The organism is Nocardia sp. NPDC057440 (assembly GCF_042802915.1).
Taxonomy (GTDB): domain Bacteria; phylum Actinomycetota; class Actinomycetes; order Mycobacteriales; family Mycobacteriaceae; genus Nocardia.
The window spans coordinates 383,800-399,367 of the sequence record NZ_JBHVDF010000001.1 but is presented as its reverse complement, the minus strand read 5'-3'; the positions used below and the strand labels follow the sequence as shown (position 1 = coordinate 399,367).

The window sequence follows — 15,568 nt, the reverse complement described above, 5'->3', positions numbered from 1 at the left end:
AGGCTACCTGTCCGCAGCGATGCGGGCCCGGCGGATCAGAGCGTGACCCGCTGGTCCTCGGGCAGGAACAGCCGGTCGGCGGCGGTGACGCCGAAGGTGGTGTAGAACTCGGGGATATTGCGGATCACCTGATTGCATCGGAATTCATTGGGGGCGTGGACGTCCATGGCCAGGCGCAGCTCCTGCCGCTGCTTGGTCGACTTGTCCCGCCAGATGCGCGCCCAGGATCCGAACAGCGTCGGGTAGTCGGGGTCGCCGGTGCCCTCGCGCTGTCCCGCGATCCGCAGGGCCGCCAGCGCGATGCTCAGCCCCCGCAGATCGGCGAGGTTCTCGCCGACGGTGAGCGCGCCGTCGACGTGCTTGCCCGGATCGAGGCCGACGGGAACGAGCACGTCGTACTGTGCGATGAGCTGCGCGGTCTTGGCGTCGAACGCGGCCCGATCCGCCGGGGTCCACCAGTCGCGCAGGTTGCCCTCGGCGTCGTATTCCGATCCTTGGTCGTCGAAGCCGTGACCGATCTCGTGACCGATGATCGCGCCGATCGCGCCGTAGTTGACCGCCGCCTGAGCATCCTTGTCGAAGAACGGTGGCTGCAGAATGGCGGCGGGGAACGAAATCTCATTGGCGCTCGGGTCGTACATGGCGTTCACCGTCTGCGGCGATATGCCCCATTCGGATCTGTCGACGGGTGTGCCGAGTCGCGCGAACATTCGCTTGTTCTCGAAAGTTTCCGCCGCGCGGAGGGATTCGATCAATTTGCCCCTGGTGATGTGCAGTCCGGAGTAGTCGATCCAGGTGTCCGGATAGCCGATCTTCGCGACGATCTTGTCCAATTTGGCGATCGACGCAGCCCTGGTCGGCGGCGACATCCACGACGAGTTGGTGAAGTTGTCCCGATAGGCGGCCATGAGATCGGCGACGAGCGCCTGCGCCCGTTCCTTGGCGACCGGCGGGAAGTACTCGCCCACATATATCTTCCCGAGCTGCTGGCCGAGCGTGTCGTCGACGGTGTCGATGCCGTCCTTCCACGGCTCTTGACGCTGTTGCTGGCCCTGCAGCGCCTTGCCGATGAAGTCGAAGGCGGCCTCGGAGATGGCTTTGGGTAGTTCGGCCGCGAATTTCTTCACCACGGCCATGCGCAAATATTCCCGCCAGCCCGCGATGTCGACCTCGGCCCACAGCTGTCCCGCCGCGGTCACGAAAGACGGCTGCCCGACCACCACCTCGCCGAACAGCTGCCCGGGTCGGTCGGTATGGCCCGCGAGCCATGGTTCCCAGTCGAATTGCGGTGCGAGCGAGGTCAATTCGGTCCAGCCGAGCGGGTTGTAGGTGGCGTCGGGATTGCGCAGCCGAACGTCGTCCCAATACCCGGCGGCGATCCTGGTCTCCACTGCGAGCACGCGCTGTGCCGTGCCCGCAGGATCGGGGAAGCCCGCCCCGGCGGCGATGCGCTCCAGATAGGCCAGGTAGGCCGCCAGCTGCTCGGCGTATTCGGGCTTCCGGTAGTACTGCTCGCCCATGGTCGGATCTATGCCGGATTGCTGGATCATGGCGATGTAGTCGCCGGAGTTCTTCTGGTCGACCGCGACCCCGAGCCCGATCAGGCCGCCGACCGGCAGCGCGCCCATCACCCCGGCGAGGTCTGCCTTGGTCGCGGCGCCGTCGATCGCGGCGAACAGGTCGGCAAGCGGAGTGATGCCGAGTCGCTCGATCTCGTCGAGATCGAGCCTGGCGTCGTAGAGATCGCGGATCTGCTGTTCGGCCGACCCCGGCTTCGGGTCGCGAATGCTGTCGACGATGTCGCGCAACTGCTGCTGGACACGGTCGCGGACCTCATTGAACGAGGTGTAAGACGGCCGGTCCGGCGGCAGCTGAAAATCGCGCAGCCAAGCCCCGTTGACGTGCCGGTATAGATCGTCCTGCGGACGAATCGCCTGGTCGGCGCCGCTCATGTCGACCCCGGTCGGCGGCGTCGCCGCGTCCTTGGAGCAGGACGCCAGAACCGCGGTGGCGGGAATCACTCCGATCGCGATCAGGAAAGCTCGGCGATCGAATCGAAACGGACCGGTGGACGAACTCAAGAAACCCCTCTTCCAGCGGCGATATCGAATACGCGTGACATTTTTGGTGATCCTGCCAGGACCGAGGGTAGTAACGAGAAGGCTCGCGAGCACTGATCGGCGGGGTTTCACAGCTGAATGTCAGGGTCGCCGAAATGGCCCCGATTTTGGGATGACCAGCGGATTCCCCTACACTGAACCGGTTGCCTGCGGGAGCTATGCCCGCAATCCGGCCGTGAACCCCCAGTGGTTGGGTCATCGAGATCCACATAACCGCTGGCAGGCGCGCGTTCGGGTGGCAGCAGGACCATGCCCGTCGGGTCGGCAATCCGGCGTGCGTATACATCCAGGTCAAGGAGGCTGAAGTGATTCAGCAGGAGTCGCGACTGCGCGTCGCCGACAACACGGGTGCGAAGGAAATCCTTTGCATCCGCGTGCTCGGTGGCTCGTCACGTCGCTATGCCGGCATCGGCGACATCATCGTCGCCACCGTCAAGGACGCTGTGCCCGGCGGCAACGTCAAGAAGGGCGAGGTCGTCAAGGCCGTCGTCGTGCGCACCACCAAGGAGCGCCGCCGTCCGGACGGGTCCTACATCAAGTTCGATGAGAACGCCGCCGTGCTCATCAAGCCGGACAACGACCCGCGTGGCACCCGCATCTTCGGCCCGGTCGGCCGCGAGCTGCGCGAGAAGAAGTTCATGAAGATCGTTTCGCTGGCCCCGGAGGTGCTCTGACATGAAGGTGCACAAGGGCGATACCGTGCTCGTCATCTCGGGTAAGGACAAGGGCGCGAAGGGCAAGGTCATTCAGGCCTACCCGGCGACCGGCAAGATCCTGGTCGAGGGCGTGAACCGCATCAAGAAGCACGTCGCGGACTCCGCGAACCAGCGTGGCGCCTCCTCGGGTGGCATCGTGACCCAGGAAGCCCCGATCCAGGTCTCGAACGTGATGGTCGTCGATTCCGATGGCAAGCCGACCCGTGTCGGTTACCGCACCGATGAGGAGAGCGGCAAGCGGGTCCGGATCTCCCGTAAGAACGGGAAGGACATCTGACATGACTACCTCTGAGAAGACCCAGCCGCGCCTGAAGGCGCGCTACCGGGCCGAGATCAAGGACGCGCTGAACGGCGAGTTCGAGTACGCCAACGTGATGCAGATCCCGGGCGTGGTCAAGGTTGTCGTCAACATGGGTGTCGGCGACGCCGCCCGTGACGCCAAGCTGATCAACGGCGCCATCAAGGATCTGGAACTGATCACCGGTCAGAAGCCCGAGGTCCGCAAGGCGACCAAGTCGATCGCGCAGTTCAAGCTGCGTGAGGGCATGCCCATCGGTGCGAAGGTCACGCTGCGTGGCGACCGCATGTGGGAGTTCCTCGACCGCCTGGTCTCCATCGCGCTGCCCCGTATCCGCGACTTCCGCGGCCTGTCGCCGAAGCAGTTCGACGGCAACGGCAACTACACGTTCGGCCTGAGCGAGCAGTCGATGTTCCACGAGATCGACGTGGACTCCATCGACCGTCCGCGCGGTATGGACATCACCGTCGTGACCACCGCGACGAACAACGAAGAGGGCCGCGCCCTTCTCAAGCACCTCGGCTTCCCGTTCAAGGAGAACTGACGATGGCCAAGAAAGCACTGCGTATCAAGGCGGAGGCCAAGCCGAAGTTTGCCGTCCGCGCCTACACCCGCTGCCAGCGTTGCGGTCGCCCGCACGCGGTGTACCGCAAGTTCGGCCTGTGCCGTATCTGCGTTCGCGAGATGGCGCACCGCGGCGAGCTGCCGGGCGTTCACAAGAGCTCCTGGTAGCCACCACCAACTTCCGTCGTCCGGCACACGCCGGGTCGCGACGGGAAACTAACCCCCACTTCGTGATAGGCCCACGAGTCCCGCTGGGGCTCCTGCATGGGAACCGTTGCGAGAAAGGTAAACGGTCAAAAACATGACCATGACTGATCCGATCGCAGACTTCCTGACTCGTCTGCGCAACGCCAACTCGGCGTACCACGATCAGGTGAAGGCGCCGCACTCGAAGCTCAAGGCGAACATCGCCGAGATCCTCAAGCGCGAGGGCTACATCGCCGACTACCGGACCGAGGACGCGACCGTGGGCAAGAGCCTCATCGTCGACCTCAAGTACGGCCCGAGCCGTGAGCGCAGCCTGCAGGGCCTGCGTCGCGTCTCGAAGCCGGGTCTGCGTGTGTACGCGAAATCCACCAACCTGCCCAAGGTCCTGGGCGGCCTCGGCGTGGCGATCATCTCCACGTCGACCGGTCTGCTCACGGATCGCCAGGCGGCCAAGCAAGGTGTAGGCGGGGAAGTCCTCGCCTACGTCTGGTAAGGGGAGGTAGGACAATGTCGCGTATCGGCAAGAAGCCCATCGCAATTCCCGCGGGCGTCGATGTCACCATCGATGGCCAGACCGTGTCGGTGAAGGGTCCCAAGGGCACCCTGTCGCACACCGTCGCCGAGCCGATCACCGTCGCCAAGGGCGAGGACGGTCAGCTCGAGGTCGCCCGTCCTAACGACGAGCGCCAGAGTCGTGCACTGCACGGCCTGACCCGCACCCTGGTCTCGAACATGGTCGAGGGTGTGACCAAGGGCTACGAGAAGAAGATGGAAATCTTCGGCGTCGGTTACCGCGTTGCGGCCAAGGGTTCGAACCTCGAGTTCGCCCTCGGCTACAGCCACCCGGTCCCGATCGAGGCGCCGGAAGGCATCACCTTCGCGGTGGAAACGCCCACCAAGTTCTCTGTGTCCGGAATCGACAAGCAGAAGGTCGGTCAGATCTCCGCTGTGATCCACGGACTGCGTAAGCCCGACCCGTACAAGGGCAAGGGCATCCGCTACGCCGGCGAGGTCGTTCGCCGCAAGGTCGGAAAGACGGGTAAGTGATCATGGCGCAAACCGAAAACCAGAAGGCCAAGCGCGTCCCGCGCGGCAAGGACGTTTCGACCACGCGTCGGCTGTCCAAGACGCGCCGTCACTTCCGTCTGCGCAAGAAGGTCGTCGGCACCACCGAGCGTCCGCGCCTGGTGGTCAACCGCTCCTCGCGTCACCTGCACGCACAGCTCATCGACGACTCGATCGGCAAGACCATTGCCGCCGCGTCCTCGATCGAGGCCGATGTGCGCGCACTGGACGGCGACAAGTCGGCCAAGGGCAAGAAGGTCGGCGCTCTGCTGGCCGAGCGTGCCAAGGCTGCCGGCATCGAGGCTGTCGTCTTCGACCGTGGTGGTCACGACTACCACGGACGGATCGCCGCGCTGGCGGACGCCGCTCGCGAAGGTGGGTTGAAATTCTGATGATCAAGAACAACGGAAGGAACGTCTGATGCCGGGACGTCAGAGGCGTGACGGCGGCAGCGGACCCGCCGGACAGCAGAATGGTGCCGCCAGTGGCGGCGACAACCGCGACGGCCGCGGCGGTGGCCGTGATCGTCGTGGCGGCGGTGACCGTCGCGACCAGCAGGCCGAGAAGAACCAGCTCGAGCGTGTCGTCGCGATCAACCGTGTCTCCAAGGTCGTGAAGGGTGGTCGTCGCTTCAGCTTCACCGCCCTCGTGATCGTCGGTGACGGCAACGGTCTGGTCGGCGTCGGCTACGGCAAGGCCAAGGAAGTTCCCGCGGCTATTCAGAAGGGTGTCGAGGAAGCTCGTAAGAACTTCTTCCGCGTCCCGATGATCGGCTCGACCATCACCCACCCCGTTCAGGGTGAGGCGGCGGCCGGTGTCGTCATGCTGCGTCCGGCTTCGCCCGGTACCGGTGTGATCGCCGGTGGCGCGGCGCGTGCCGTGCTGGAATGCGCTGGCATTCATGACATTCTGGCGAAGTCGCTCGGTAGCGATAACGCCATCAACGTCGTGCACGCGACGGTTGCGGCACTCAAGATGCTGCAGCGTCCGGAAGAGGTCGCGGCCCGTCGTGGTCTGCCCCTCGAGGACGTTGCCCCCGCGGGCATGCTGCGCGCACGCGCTCAGGCAGCGGGAGGTGGCAGGTAAATGGCAGATCTCAAGGTGACCCAGATCAAGTCGTCGATCGGCGCCAAGGCGAACCAGCGGGAGAGCCTTCGTACGCTCGGCCTGCGGAAGATCCGCCAGACCGTGGTTCGTGAGGACAACCCTCAGAACCGTGGGCTGATCAACGTCGTGCGCCACCTCGTAACAGTTGAGGAGGTCTGACATGACCATCAAGTTGCATCACCTGCGTCCGGCTCCCGGCGCCAAGACCGAGAAGACCCGTGTGGGTCGCGGTGAAGGCTCCAAGGGCAAGACCGCGGGTCGCGGTACCAAGGGCACCAAGGCTCGCAAGAACGTTCCGGCCTCCTTCGAGGGCGGGCAGATGCCGCTGCACATGCGGCTGCCCAAGCTCAAGGGCTTCACGAACCGATTCCGCACGGAATACCAGGTCGTGAATGTCGGCTCGATCGCCAAGTTGTTCCCCGAGGGTGGCGAGATCGGCAAGGCCGAGCTCGTCGCGGCCGGTGCGGTTCGCAAGAACCAGCTGGTCAAGATCCTGGGTGACGGCGAGATCGGTGTCGCGGTCCAGGTGACCGTCGATAAGGTCACCGGTGCCGCCAAGGAAAAGATCACCGCGGCCGGTGGCACTGTCACCGAGCTGGGCTGACGGTACTCTGCACATAGTGGCACCGGACGAGTGAAGGCTCGTCCGGTGCCACTGTTAGAGTTCAATTGTTGTCTGCCAAGCCTCGTCATGGGATACGGCGCCTTCCGACCAGGACATCGCTGAAATATCCATGGCATGACCATGTCGTTCGCCAGGAGGATCTGTGCTTTCCGCCTTCGTATCGGCCTTCCGGACTCCGGACTTACGGCGGAAGATTCTCTTCACGCTGGGGTTGATCGCGTTGTACCGCTTGGGTGCCGCGCTGCCGTCCCCTGGCGTTGATTACCAGGCCGTGCAGGAATGCATCGACCTGGTTTCCGGCGGTGAGTCCGGCGGTATCTACCAGCTGATCAATCTGTTCTCCGGTGGTGCGCTGCTGCAGTTGTCGGTCTTCGCGATCGGCATCATGCCCTACATCACCGCCAGCATCATTATTCAGCTGTTGACGGTCGTCATCCCGCGGTTCGAGGAACTGCGAAAAGAAGGCCAAGCAGGCCAGAACAAGATGACGCAGTACACCAGGTACCTGTCGATCGCCCTCGCGATCCTGCAGGCCACCGGTCTGGTCGCGCTCGCGGCCCGCGGACAGCTGCTGCAGGGCTGCCAGCAGGACATCCTCGCCGATACCAGCATCTTCGGCATGATCATCATCGTGCTGGTGATGACCGCCGGTGCCGCGCTGGTGATGTGGTTCGGTGAGCAGGTCACCGAGCGTGGTGTCGGTAACGGTATGTCGCTGCTGATCTTCGCCGGTATCGCCGCTCGCATCCCGACCGAGGGCAAGTCCATCCTGGACGGCCGTGGCCCGCTGGTCTTCGGGCTCGTCTGCGCCGCCGCACTTGCCATCATCATCGCGGTGATCTTCGTCGAGCAGGGGCAGCGCCGGATCCCGGTCCAGTACGCCAAGAGAGTCGTCGGCCGCAAGATGTACGGTGGCTCCTCGACGTATTTGCCGCTGAAGGTGAACCAGGCGGGCGTCATCCCGGTGATCTTCGCGTCATCGCTGCTGTACCTGCCGAATCTGGTTGCCCAGTTGACGTCGTCGCAGGGCGCGGCAGACCAGAGCTGGTGGCAGGAGATCATTCAGAAATACCTGGTGACTCCGGGCAACCCGGTCTACATCGCGATCTATTTCAGTCTGATCGTGTTCTTCACTTACTTCTATGTCGCGATTACCTTCAACCCGGAGGAACGCGCCGACGAGATGAAGAAGTTCGGCGGCTTCATTCCGGGCTACCGTCCCGGTAGGCCGACCGCCGACTATCTCAATTTTGTGCTGAGCCGCATCACCCTCCCCGGCTCGATCTACCTCGGTCTAGTGGCAGTGCTGCCCAATCTGTTCCTCGACATCGGCTCGTCCGGTGGTGCGCAGAACCTTCCGTTCGGCGGCACCGCGGTGCTCATCATGGTGAGCGTCGGCTTGGACACGGTGAAGCAGATCGAGAGCCAGCTGATGAATCGAAATTACGAAGGGTTCCTCAAGTGAGAGTTGTACTTCTCGGTCCGCCGGGTGCAGGCAAGGGCACCCAGGCCGTCCTGCTTTCGGAAAAGCTGGGCGTCCCGCACATCTCCACCGGTGACCTGTTCCGTGCGAACATCAGCCAGCAGACCCCGCTGGGGCGCGAAGCGCAGAAGTACATGGACGCCGGCGATCTGGTGCCGAGCGATGTGACCAACCGCATGGTCGAGGCCAGGGTCGCCGAGCCCGACGCCGCCAACGGTTTCGTACTCGACGGCTACCCGCGCACGGTCGATCAGGCCGACGCACTGGAGAAGATCCTCGCCGACATGGACACCAAGCTCGACGCGGTGCTGTGCTTCGTCGTCGCCGAGGACACCGTGGTCGAGCGGATGCTGGCCCGTGGCCGCGCCGACGACAACGAAGGCGTGATCCGCAACCGGCTCCGGGTGTACCGGGACGAGACCGAGCCGCTGCTGGAGCACTACGACGGGTTGGTCGTCACCGTGGACGGTGTCGGCGAAGTCGACGAGGTCAACGCCCGCGCGCTGCGCGCACTCGGGCACTGATGCCACTCACCGCACCAGCGATGGGACACTGAACCGTCATGGTCTTCGGTCGTAAGAACAAGAAGGTGGTGCCGTTCCGCACCGCGGGCGAGCTGGACGCCATGGCGGCGGCAGGCGCGATCGTCGGCCGCGCGCTCGTCGCGGTGCGCGATGCGGCAAAGCCCGGTGTCAGCACCCTGGAGCTGGACGAGGTCGCCGAGCAGGTGATTCGCGATGCGGGTGCGGTGCCGTCCTTCAAGGGCTACCACGGGTTCCCCGGTTCGATCTGCTCATCGGTGAACGACCGTGTGGTGCACGGGATTCCGACCGCCGAGGAGATCCTGACCGACGGCGATCTGGTCTCCATCGACTGTGGCGCGATTCTCGACGGCTGGCACGGTGATTCGGCGTGGACGTTCGGCGTCGGCCCGATCATCGACGCCGATCGGCTGCTCAGCGAGGCAACCAAGCTGTCCATGGAGGCCGGTATCGAGGCAATGCTGCCCGGTAACCGGCTGACGGACGTCTCGCACGCCATCGAGCTCGGCACCCGCGCCGCAGAGGAACTGCACGGTCGCGCCTACGGCATCGTCGACGGTTACGGCGGGCATGCCATCGGCCGCGAAATGCACATGGATCCGTTCCTCGCGAACGAGGGTGACCCGGGCAAAGGGCCGAGACTCGTTGTCGGATCGGTCCTTGCGATCGAGCCGATGCTGACATTGGGCACGACCCAGACCAAGGTGCTCGGCGACGATTGGACCGTGGTGACCATCGACGGCAGCCGCGCCGCACATTGGGAGCACACGGTCGCCGTTACCGAAGACGGACCGCGCATTCTGACGTTGCGTCCGGAATAGCTGACCGGCCGGCCCCGGTGGCCGACTCGACCGTGAATTACGTTGGGCGTCGGTGACATTGACGATGCCCTACGTTGGTGGCGTCATGACTTCGTGCGGCGCCCAACGTTCGCGGTGCCTCGACATCGACAGGGCGCGATCGTCCGACATCGAACATGCTCCGACATCGATCCGCCGACATCGACGACGGACCCGGCGGGCCGCTACCCAGGACACCCCGACGTGACAAAGCGCCGACATTCGGGACGCTCCGACATGGGGTGCAGCGACATCGACGACCGAGGGTATGGGGACGTTACGCGGCGAGGCTCGATACGCGCCGACGCCGCGGGTAATCCGCAGGGCGATTACGCCTCGCGACACCCGCGTCGGCACAGTGGCCGATCCGCCGGTGTCACCGGGCGATACCCCAGCTCATCGCTGGATCGGTGACGTCGTTCCTTCCACCCGCGTCTGCACGCCCGACCTCGCCTTTCGGTCGAGCAGCCGGTTCGAACGCTGTGGTGTGTCAGTGCTTTTCCTTCCCTGTTCGAGATGAACTCTTGACGATGTAGAGATCGTATGTCGCATCGCCGACTGCTCACCTGAGTAGGGAACTACTCGAATTCCCTTGGGCTGCGGCCGATCCTGATGGCGTAGCGTTTATTTGCCTTGTGACACCGGGGTTTCGGTCCTGGGGACGGCGCGGATGACGTCGGTGACAAGGGGCATATCGAATTCGCCGTCGGCGGTCTCGGGCCTGCTGCGCAGGTAGTCGAGGATCCGGCCGAGCAGTTCGGCGCGTTCCGGCGCCGTGATCACCAGGGTGTGCGAGTGGGTTCCGATTGTGGTCGTGAGGGATTCGGCGGTCCGCCGGTGTGCGTGCGGGAATTGGGCTCGTTCGAAGTCGAGGAACAGCGGATGCTTCGGGAGCCGGTCACCGGGCTTCGGTGGCGGAACTGCGACTCTCGGCCGGGAGACCGCCAGCAGGCCCGCGAGCCAGTCGACCGTGCTGTCGTCGGTGTTCCAGAGTGCGGCGAACACGCCACCGTCGCGCAGCACCCTGGCGATCTCGGGGAAGGCACGCTCCTGGTCGAACCAGTGGAACGCCTGTCCGGACAGCACCGCATCCACCGAATTGTCCGGCAGCGGAATCGACTCCGCGGCGCCGGCAATCGTGGTCACGCCGGGATATCGGGCAGTCAGTTCACCGCGCATGTCGGCGTCGGGCTCGATCGCGATCGGCTCGGCTCCCGCGCCGAGCAGACCCGCGGTCAGCTTGCCGGTCCCTGCGCCGAGATCGAGGACCACGGGCGAGCGCTGACGCCCGAGCGGCTGCAAAGCCCACCGAATGGCTGCCGCCGGGTAGTCCGGACGATGTTCGGCATAGGCGGAGGCCTGTGCGCCGAATGAGGCGGCCGCACGGGCGTGTAGTTCGCCGTCCATCTCTCCACCATAGGGCCTCGACTTTGCCTGTCCGGTGGTATTCCGGGCCATCGACGCCCGGCCACACACGTGAATTTCTAGGTCGTCGTCGACATTGCCGACTGGCTGCTGTCCGCGTGAGCGGGCATCAGCCTTCCAGGAGCATGGTGACGGGCCCGTCGTTGGTCAGGTCGATATGCATATGGGCGCCGAAGCGGCCGGTGGCGACGGTGGCGCCCAGGTCGCGCAGTGCCTGGGCGAACGCGTCGACGATGGGTTCGGCGACCGAGCCGGGTGCGGCCGCGTTCCAGGAGGGGCGGCGGCCCTTCGACGTGTCGGCGTAAAGAGTGAACTGGCTGATCACCAGGATGGGTGCGGCCAGGTCGGCGGCGGAGCGCTCGCCATCGAGGATGCGCAGCCGCCACACCTTGTCCGCCAAGGCTTTCGCGGTCGCGCCGGTGTCGCCGTGGGTGACGCCGACCAGGGCGACCAGCCCGTGGGGCGCATGGTGGGCGGCGGGATCGATCCGGCCGACGATCTCCTCCTCGACCGTCACCCGGGCGGAGGACACTCGCTGTAATAGGACTCGCACATCGGTGATCATGCCGTGCGGTCCGGTCGACGCACCGGCGGGTGTGCTGTCTCAGCTCGGTTCCGGAGCCTTCACCTTCTTGAAGAAGAGCAGGTCGGTGTGCGGCACCGTTTCGGCAGTCTGCCGAATGCCATTGGCAGGCAGGTGGGTCAGCTTGGCGAACATGGGCGAATTGCCGAACGCGGCGCGGACCTGGGTTTCGGACGCGTAGTCCGCGCCGTAGTCCGCCAGCGTCGCGAAATCCATGGGCGCGAGCGGCTCGTCGAGCGGCGCCTGTCCGCTCGGTCGGCCGAGAGCGGCGTACTGCGTGGCCTTGCCGCCCTCGTACCGGCACAGTTCATAGGCCATGTTTTCGGTGGCGGCCACGCTGATCACCGGCCAGCGGTTCGAAAGCTGCAGCGCCAGTGGATGTCTGCCGACATTCGCCAGCTCCCATTTCAGGCTCATCACGGTCACCGAGCCCGGGTAGGGCTGTTCGATGAGCACCATGTCATCGCCCAGCTCGGTCGCGGAGTTCAGTTCGAGATCGGCTGCGCTCCAGATGATTTCCACCCCGCCGAGATGGGTCGAGCCGGTCGCGGGCTGCGCGCTGTCGGCCGCGTACGCGGCGATGACCGCGGCGCGGACCTGCGCGACGGCGTCACCGGCCGAGCAGCGCACGCTCAGCGCCCCGAAGGTCGTGGCGATCTCGACCGGCCGCGACGGCGGATCGGGCATCGCGCCGGGGGTCAACGGTTTGATGCCGACCAGGGCCAGTTTCCAGTTGATCTCTTCGATCGTGGAGAGGTCGCCCGCGGTCTGGTAGAGGATCTGCTGCTGGGTCAGCCGTCCGGCGCGTTCGAGCGTCGCGCAGTCCAGCTTCGCGAGCGCGCTATAGGACTTGATGGTGAGGTCGATGTCCTCGATGCGCGTCTGGCGCAGTTGTGTCGTCATTTCGGGTGAGGTCAGTGCCGCATATCGCTCGCGATACATCGCGATGGCCTGCTTACGCTCTCTGCCGACCATGAGGGTGCGCAGCAGCGTGCTCAGACTGGCGAGGTACTTGCCGGATTGATCCGGATTCGCCGCGAACAGCCTGCTGCGAATCCGCACCGCATCCTCGGACGCGGCGACGGCGGTCTTCGGATCCAGCCTGCACAACCACACACCGCACTTCGACAGTGCGTCGGCGCACACGCCGGCCGCCTGCGGATGAGTGTGCGCCACTTGCCGGTAGGCGCCACAGGCGCTGCGGATAGTGCTTGCCGCCAGTTCGCGGTGGCCGATGTGACGGGCGGCCTGTTCGAACACGCGCAGCGCGTCCTGCACCTCGCCCGCAAACTGTGCGGACACCTGCCCAGCGGTCAGCCAGTGCAACCGAATGGCGACTGCTTCTTGTGCGGGCGCCAAGGCTTCGGCAGTCCGGTCGCGGCCGGAGCCGTTCTTCGTGGCGACCAACTCTTTGGCCAATTCGACCAACGACGTGGCCAATCGCAGCTGGGCTTCGATCGACCGGTCTCTCGCCGCCCCTCGATCCGCAGCCACTCGGCGCTCGATCGAGCTCAGATCCATCGCGATCTCAACTCCCGCATCAACCTTCCGCGTACGGTCGTCGATCGGCCGCATCCATGCCCGCCGAGTCTGCCACAAATCCGGGCACCGTGCGCTGGTGATCGCGGTCCGAAACCATCCGGCGCGCGGCGAGGTTGCCACCGACCGGCGAGCTCGGCGTCATTGCCATGGCACTCGCCGTTCATTTCGGGGCAACAGGTGCGTCGTCAAGGGGTGTCATCGTCGAATCGAAGTATCCGAAGTGGAGGATGCGGGGCGCCCGCAGGAGCACACGAGGAGCGACGCGATGGCCGTGGTCAACCGCGCCGGAATCTTCACCCGCTGAACAGATCTCGAAGCATCGCCCCTCGCGCGGCACACCATCGAAACCCCTGCTCGCAGTTCGCCACAACCATGTGTTCTCAACGGGCGGTCGACGTCGAATGATCGGGGTCGGTGATCAGCGCCCATGTCAGGTTCCGCCGAACGTTCGGCGGTCGTTCGCAGGGCCGCTGTGCCAGGATAGGAGCGGTAATACTTCTCGGGCACAGCGGCGCTTCCCCGCGTGGGGCTGCCCGCGGTGCGCAGATGAGGGAGACTGCGGCGACGTGACCAGACCAGGCGACGAGGTACCTGACAACCAGGCCCGCGACGAGTCGGATCCGGGTCGCGAGGAATCCGCAACGGTGTCGCCGGGCGAACGCGATGCGGTCGCACCAGCCGACCTGGTTGACGACAGCGCCGATGCGACGGGCGGAGTTGCTCTCGGCGGAACATCATTCAACGAGCGCGGATCCGATGATCGGACCGTTGTCGAACGAACTTCTGGCAGGCAGATTTCGGACGACCGCCTGCCTATCGAGCCGCTGTCCGATGAACGGGCGTCGGTTGGTGGTGTACCCGATGACCAGGTGTCGGATGGTCGCGTACCCGAGGACCAGGCGTCTGCTGGTCGCGTACCCGAGGACACCTCCGACCCTGATGCGGACTTCATATCCGAGTTCATGAAGTCCTTCGAAGAGCAGGCGGGCGACGATCCGGATGTCGGTTTCTCGCTGGTCGAGAGTGCGCCGACGGTCGAGGTCACGGAGCGGGCCAAGCAGCTCAGCCACCAGATCGCCTATAGTCTCGCGGCTTTGGGGCCACGAGGGTGGCGGCAGTTCGAGGCGGTGTTCGCGCTGACCACCGAGGGGGAATTGGCGCAGGTGGTCTTTTCCGACGATCAGCAACGTTCGGCGCGTGTGCAGCCGACCGACGCGGTGCTCACACTGGTTCGTGAGCAGCGGCATGTTTCGGCGCGGCTCAGTGACGGGCCGTGGTGGCGACTGCTGCTGACGTTGTCGAACGCGGGCGAGATCGACGTCGACTACGACTACGGCGACGAACCGTTTCCGGATGATCAGCTGTTCCCGCCGGAGGCGTACCTCGCGGATATGGAGGTCTACCCGCGCGATTCGCTACCGGTGTGGTTGGCCGCCTACGTCGGTCACGGTGATCGGCAGTCACGCCCGGCGCAGGTCGCGGCCGCACAGGCGCGCGACGATCGGGACAGCGGTGTGCGAGGTGTGTTGTCCGAGCGGGATTTTCCGGCGTTTCCCATTATGTCGGCACGATGGGCGGTGATCGCGGCAGCATTCGTCGCGGCCGGATCGGAGTGGGGACCGCGGGTGCTGCCCGCATTGAGCTGGTTCGAGGGCGCCAAACGTAGCGGCTCGACACTCTATGCGCTGCCGGGTGGACGGGCCGTGCTGTCGGGTGGTGTGTGGGACGCGCCCGAGCTGGATGCCGCCTACAACGGGGACGAGCCGCTGCCCGACGTCTACGCGGGCGCACCGGATTGGGTGGCCAACCCGGTGCTGAATCCTCGTGCGGCCAATGGTCTTCTGTCGTTCTGCTACTGGTGGGAGGGCGGCAACTGGTATCGCGGCGACTCGCCGGACTCGGTTCAGCTCGCCGCGGCGATTCCGGGAGTCTGGAGTACCGAGACCGTGGTGGACGTGGTCTCGGGCCTGGTCGCCGACGAACCGACCGACCAGCAGCGTGCCGCGGTCGCCACCCTGGTGTCGGCCGCGGAGATCGGTGTCGTCACGCGTGACACCGTCGCCGGTGTCTTCGGCGAGGACAGCGCTTTCGACATCGACAGCGCCCTCTACCAGCTCATGCTGGCCGGGGTGACCATGACGCTGCCGGAACCGATGCCGCAGGAGGACGCGATCGCTCAGGTGCGGCAGTTCATCCTGGACCAGGGCATGGACACCACCGGCTACCCGCTGGAAGATCTGCGCGCGGACCGGATCACTGTGGGCTGGATGGTCTACGTGCCGACCCGGCCCGGTGAGATCTCGATCGGACGCGCGATCTTCTACATTGCCGACGACGGTGTGCTGGAACAGTCTTCGTCATCGGTGGCGCCGACGGTGTACATCACCGAATTCGAGCGGCGATTCCAGCAACGGCACGGTTCCGTTCAGGCTTGATCGCCGTCTCGAATCGA

The 15,568-nt window shown here is 65.2% G+C and carries 18 protein-coding genes; 14 read left to right on the top strand and 4 right to left on the bottom strand.

Annotated elements, in window-relative coordinates; all coding sequences use genetic code 11:
* Positions 1 to 35: 35 nt before the first annotated feature.
* A complete protein-coding gene (locus tag ACFU4Z_RS01835; RefSeq protein WP_379058865.1) occupies positions 36 to 2,081 on the bottom strand; it encodes a M13 family metallopeptidase in 2,046 nt (681 codons plus the stop codon).
* 344 nt (positions 2,082 to 2,425) lie between these two features.
* Here ACFU4Z_RS01835 and rplN point away from each other — a divergent pair, with 344 nt between their 5' ends.
* From rplN to map, 13 genes are all read left to right on the top strand, one after another.
* The gene (gene rplN, locus ACFU4Z_RS01830; protein ID WP_379058863.1) at positions 2,426 to 2,794 is read left to right on the top strand and encodes a 50S ribosomal protein L14; all 369 of its coding nucleotides are present in this window, start codon (positions 2,426 to 2,428) and stop codon (positions 2,792 to 2,794) included.
* 1 nt (position 2,795) lies between these two features.
* Positions 2,796 to 3,113 (top strand): 50S ribosomal protein L24, encoded by a 318-nt coding sequence (rplX, locus tag ACFU4Z_RS01825; RefSeq protein ID WP_328409219.1) that lies wholly within the window; start codon positions 2,796 to 2,798, stop codon positions 3,111 to 3,113.
* A gap of 1 nt (position 3,114) precedes the next feature.
* On the top strand, positions 3,115 to 3,678 hold the full coding sequence (gene rplE, locus ACFU4Z_RS01820) for a 50S ribosomal protein L5 (RefSeq protein WP_328409221.1): 564 nt from the start codon (positions 3,115 to 3,117) through the stop codon (positions 3,676 to 3,678).
* Between the two features lie 2 nt (positions 3,679 to 3,680).
* On the top strand, positions 3,681 to 3,866 hold the full coding sequence (locus tag ACFU4Z_RS01815; RefSeq protein WP_056818387.1) for a type Z 30S ribosomal protein S14: 186 nt from the start codon (positions 3,681 to 3,683) through the stop codon (positions 3,864 to 3,866).
* 133 nt (positions 3,867 to 3,999) lie between these two features.
* Positions 4,000 to 4,398 carry a 30S ribosomal protein S8 gene (gene rpsH / locus ACFU4Z_RS01810; RefSeq protein WP_364780183.1) on the top strand — a complete coding sequence of 133 codons (399 nt, stop codon included), beginning with the start codon at positions 4,000 to 4,002 and terminating at the stop codon, positions 4,396 to 4,398.
* A gap of 14 nt (positions 4,399 to 4,412) precedes the next feature.
* Positions 4,413 to 4,952, top strand: coding sequence for a 50S ribosomal protein L6 (gene rplF / locus ACFU4Z_RS01805; protein WP_379058858.1), 540 nt, complete (start codon positions 4,413 to 4,415; stop codon positions 4,950 to 4,952).
* 2 nt (positions 4,953 to 4,954) lie between these two features.
* Entirely contained in the window at positions 4,955 to 5,362 is a 408-nt protein-coding gene (gene rplR / locus ACFU4Z_RS01800; RefSeq protein WP_378687868.1) for a 50S ribosomal protein L18, read from the top strand.
* A gap of 28 nt (positions 5,363 to 5,390) precedes the next feature.
* Positions 5,391 to 6,056 (top strand): 30S ribosomal protein S5, encoded by a 666-nt coding sequence (rpsE, locus tag ACFU4Z_RS01795; RefSeq protein WP_379058856.1) that lies wholly within the window; start codon positions 5,391 to 5,393, stop codon positions 6,054 to 6,056.
* Positions 6,057 to 6,236 (top strand): 50S ribosomal protein L30, encoded by a 180-nt coding sequence (gene rpmD, locus ACFU4Z_RS01790; RefSeq protein WP_062983142.1) that lies wholly within the window; start codon positions 6,057 to 6,059, stop codon positions 6,234 to 6,236.
* A gap of 1 nt (position 6,237) precedes the next feature.
* Positions 6,238 to 6,681, top strand: a complete 444-nt coding sequence (gene rplO / locus ACFU4Z_RS01785) for a 50S ribosomal protein L15 (RefSeq protein ID WP_379058853.1) — start codon at positions 6,238 to 6,240, stop codon at positions 6,679 to 6,681.
* Between the two features lie 163 nt (positions 6,682 to 6,844).
* The gene (secY, locus tag ACFU4Z_RS01780; RefSeq protein ID WP_379058851.1) at positions 6,845 to 8,167 is read left to right on the top strand and encodes a preprotein translocase subunit SecY; all 1,323 of its coding nucleotides are present in this window, start codon (positions 6,845 to 6,847) and stop codon (positions 8,165 to 8,167) included.
* Positions 8,164 to 8,709, top strand: a complete 546-nt coding sequence (locus tag ACFU4Z_RS01775) for an adenylate kinase (protein ID WP_364903754.1) — start codon at positions 8,164 to 8,166, stop codon at positions 8,707 to 8,709. Before secY ends, ACFU4Z_RS01775 begins: the two co-directional genes overlap by 4 nt.
* A 38-nt stretch (positions 8,710 to 8,747) precedes the next feature.
* Positions 8,748 to 9,548 carry a type I methionyl aminopeptidase gene (gene map, locus ACFU4Z_RS01770; RefSeq protein ID WP_379058848.1) on the top strand — a complete coding sequence of 267 codons (801 nt, stop codon included), beginning with the start codon at positions 8,748 to 8,750 and terminating at the stop codon, positions 9,546 to 9,548.
* A 642-nt stretch (positions 9,549 to 10,190) separates the two neighbouring features.
* Here map and ACFU4Z_RS01765 read toward each other — a convergent pair.
* The 3 genes from ACFU4Z_RS01765 to ACFU4Z_RS01755 form a co-directional block, all read right to left on the bottom strand.
* Positions 10,191 to 10,973, bottom strand: a complete 783-nt coding sequence (locus ACFU4Z_RS01765) for a class I SAM-dependent methyltransferase (RefSeq protein WP_379058845.1) — start codon at positions 10,971 to 10,973, stop codon at positions 10,191 to 10,193.
* 127 nt (positions 10,974 to 11,100) lie between these two features.
* Positions 11,101 to 11,544, bottom strand: a complete 444-nt coding sequence (gene dtd / locus ACFU4Z_RS01760; RefSeq protein ID WP_379059297.1) for a D-aminoacyl-tRNA deacylase — start codon at positions 11,542 to 11,544, stop codon at positions 11,101 to 11,103.
* Between the two features lie 51 nt (positions 11,545 to 11,595).
* Positions 11,596 to 13,095 (bottom strand): hypothetical protein, encoded by a 1,500-nt coding sequence (locus tag ACFU4Z_RS01755; protein WP_379058842.1) that lies wholly within the window; start codon positions 13,093 to 13,095, stop codon positions 11,596 to 11,598.
* Positions 13,096 to 13,682: 587 nt separating this feature from the next.
* Between ACFU4Z_RS01755 and ACFU4Z_RS01750 the strand changes: the two genes are divergently transcribed.
* Complete coding sequence (locus tag ACFU4Z_RS01750) at positions 13,683 to 15,551, top strand: hypothetical protein (protein ID WP_379058839.1); 1,869 nt, start codon at positions 13,683 to 13,685, stop codon at positions 15,549 to 15,551.
* Positions 15,552 to 15,568 lie beyond the last annotated feature (17 nt).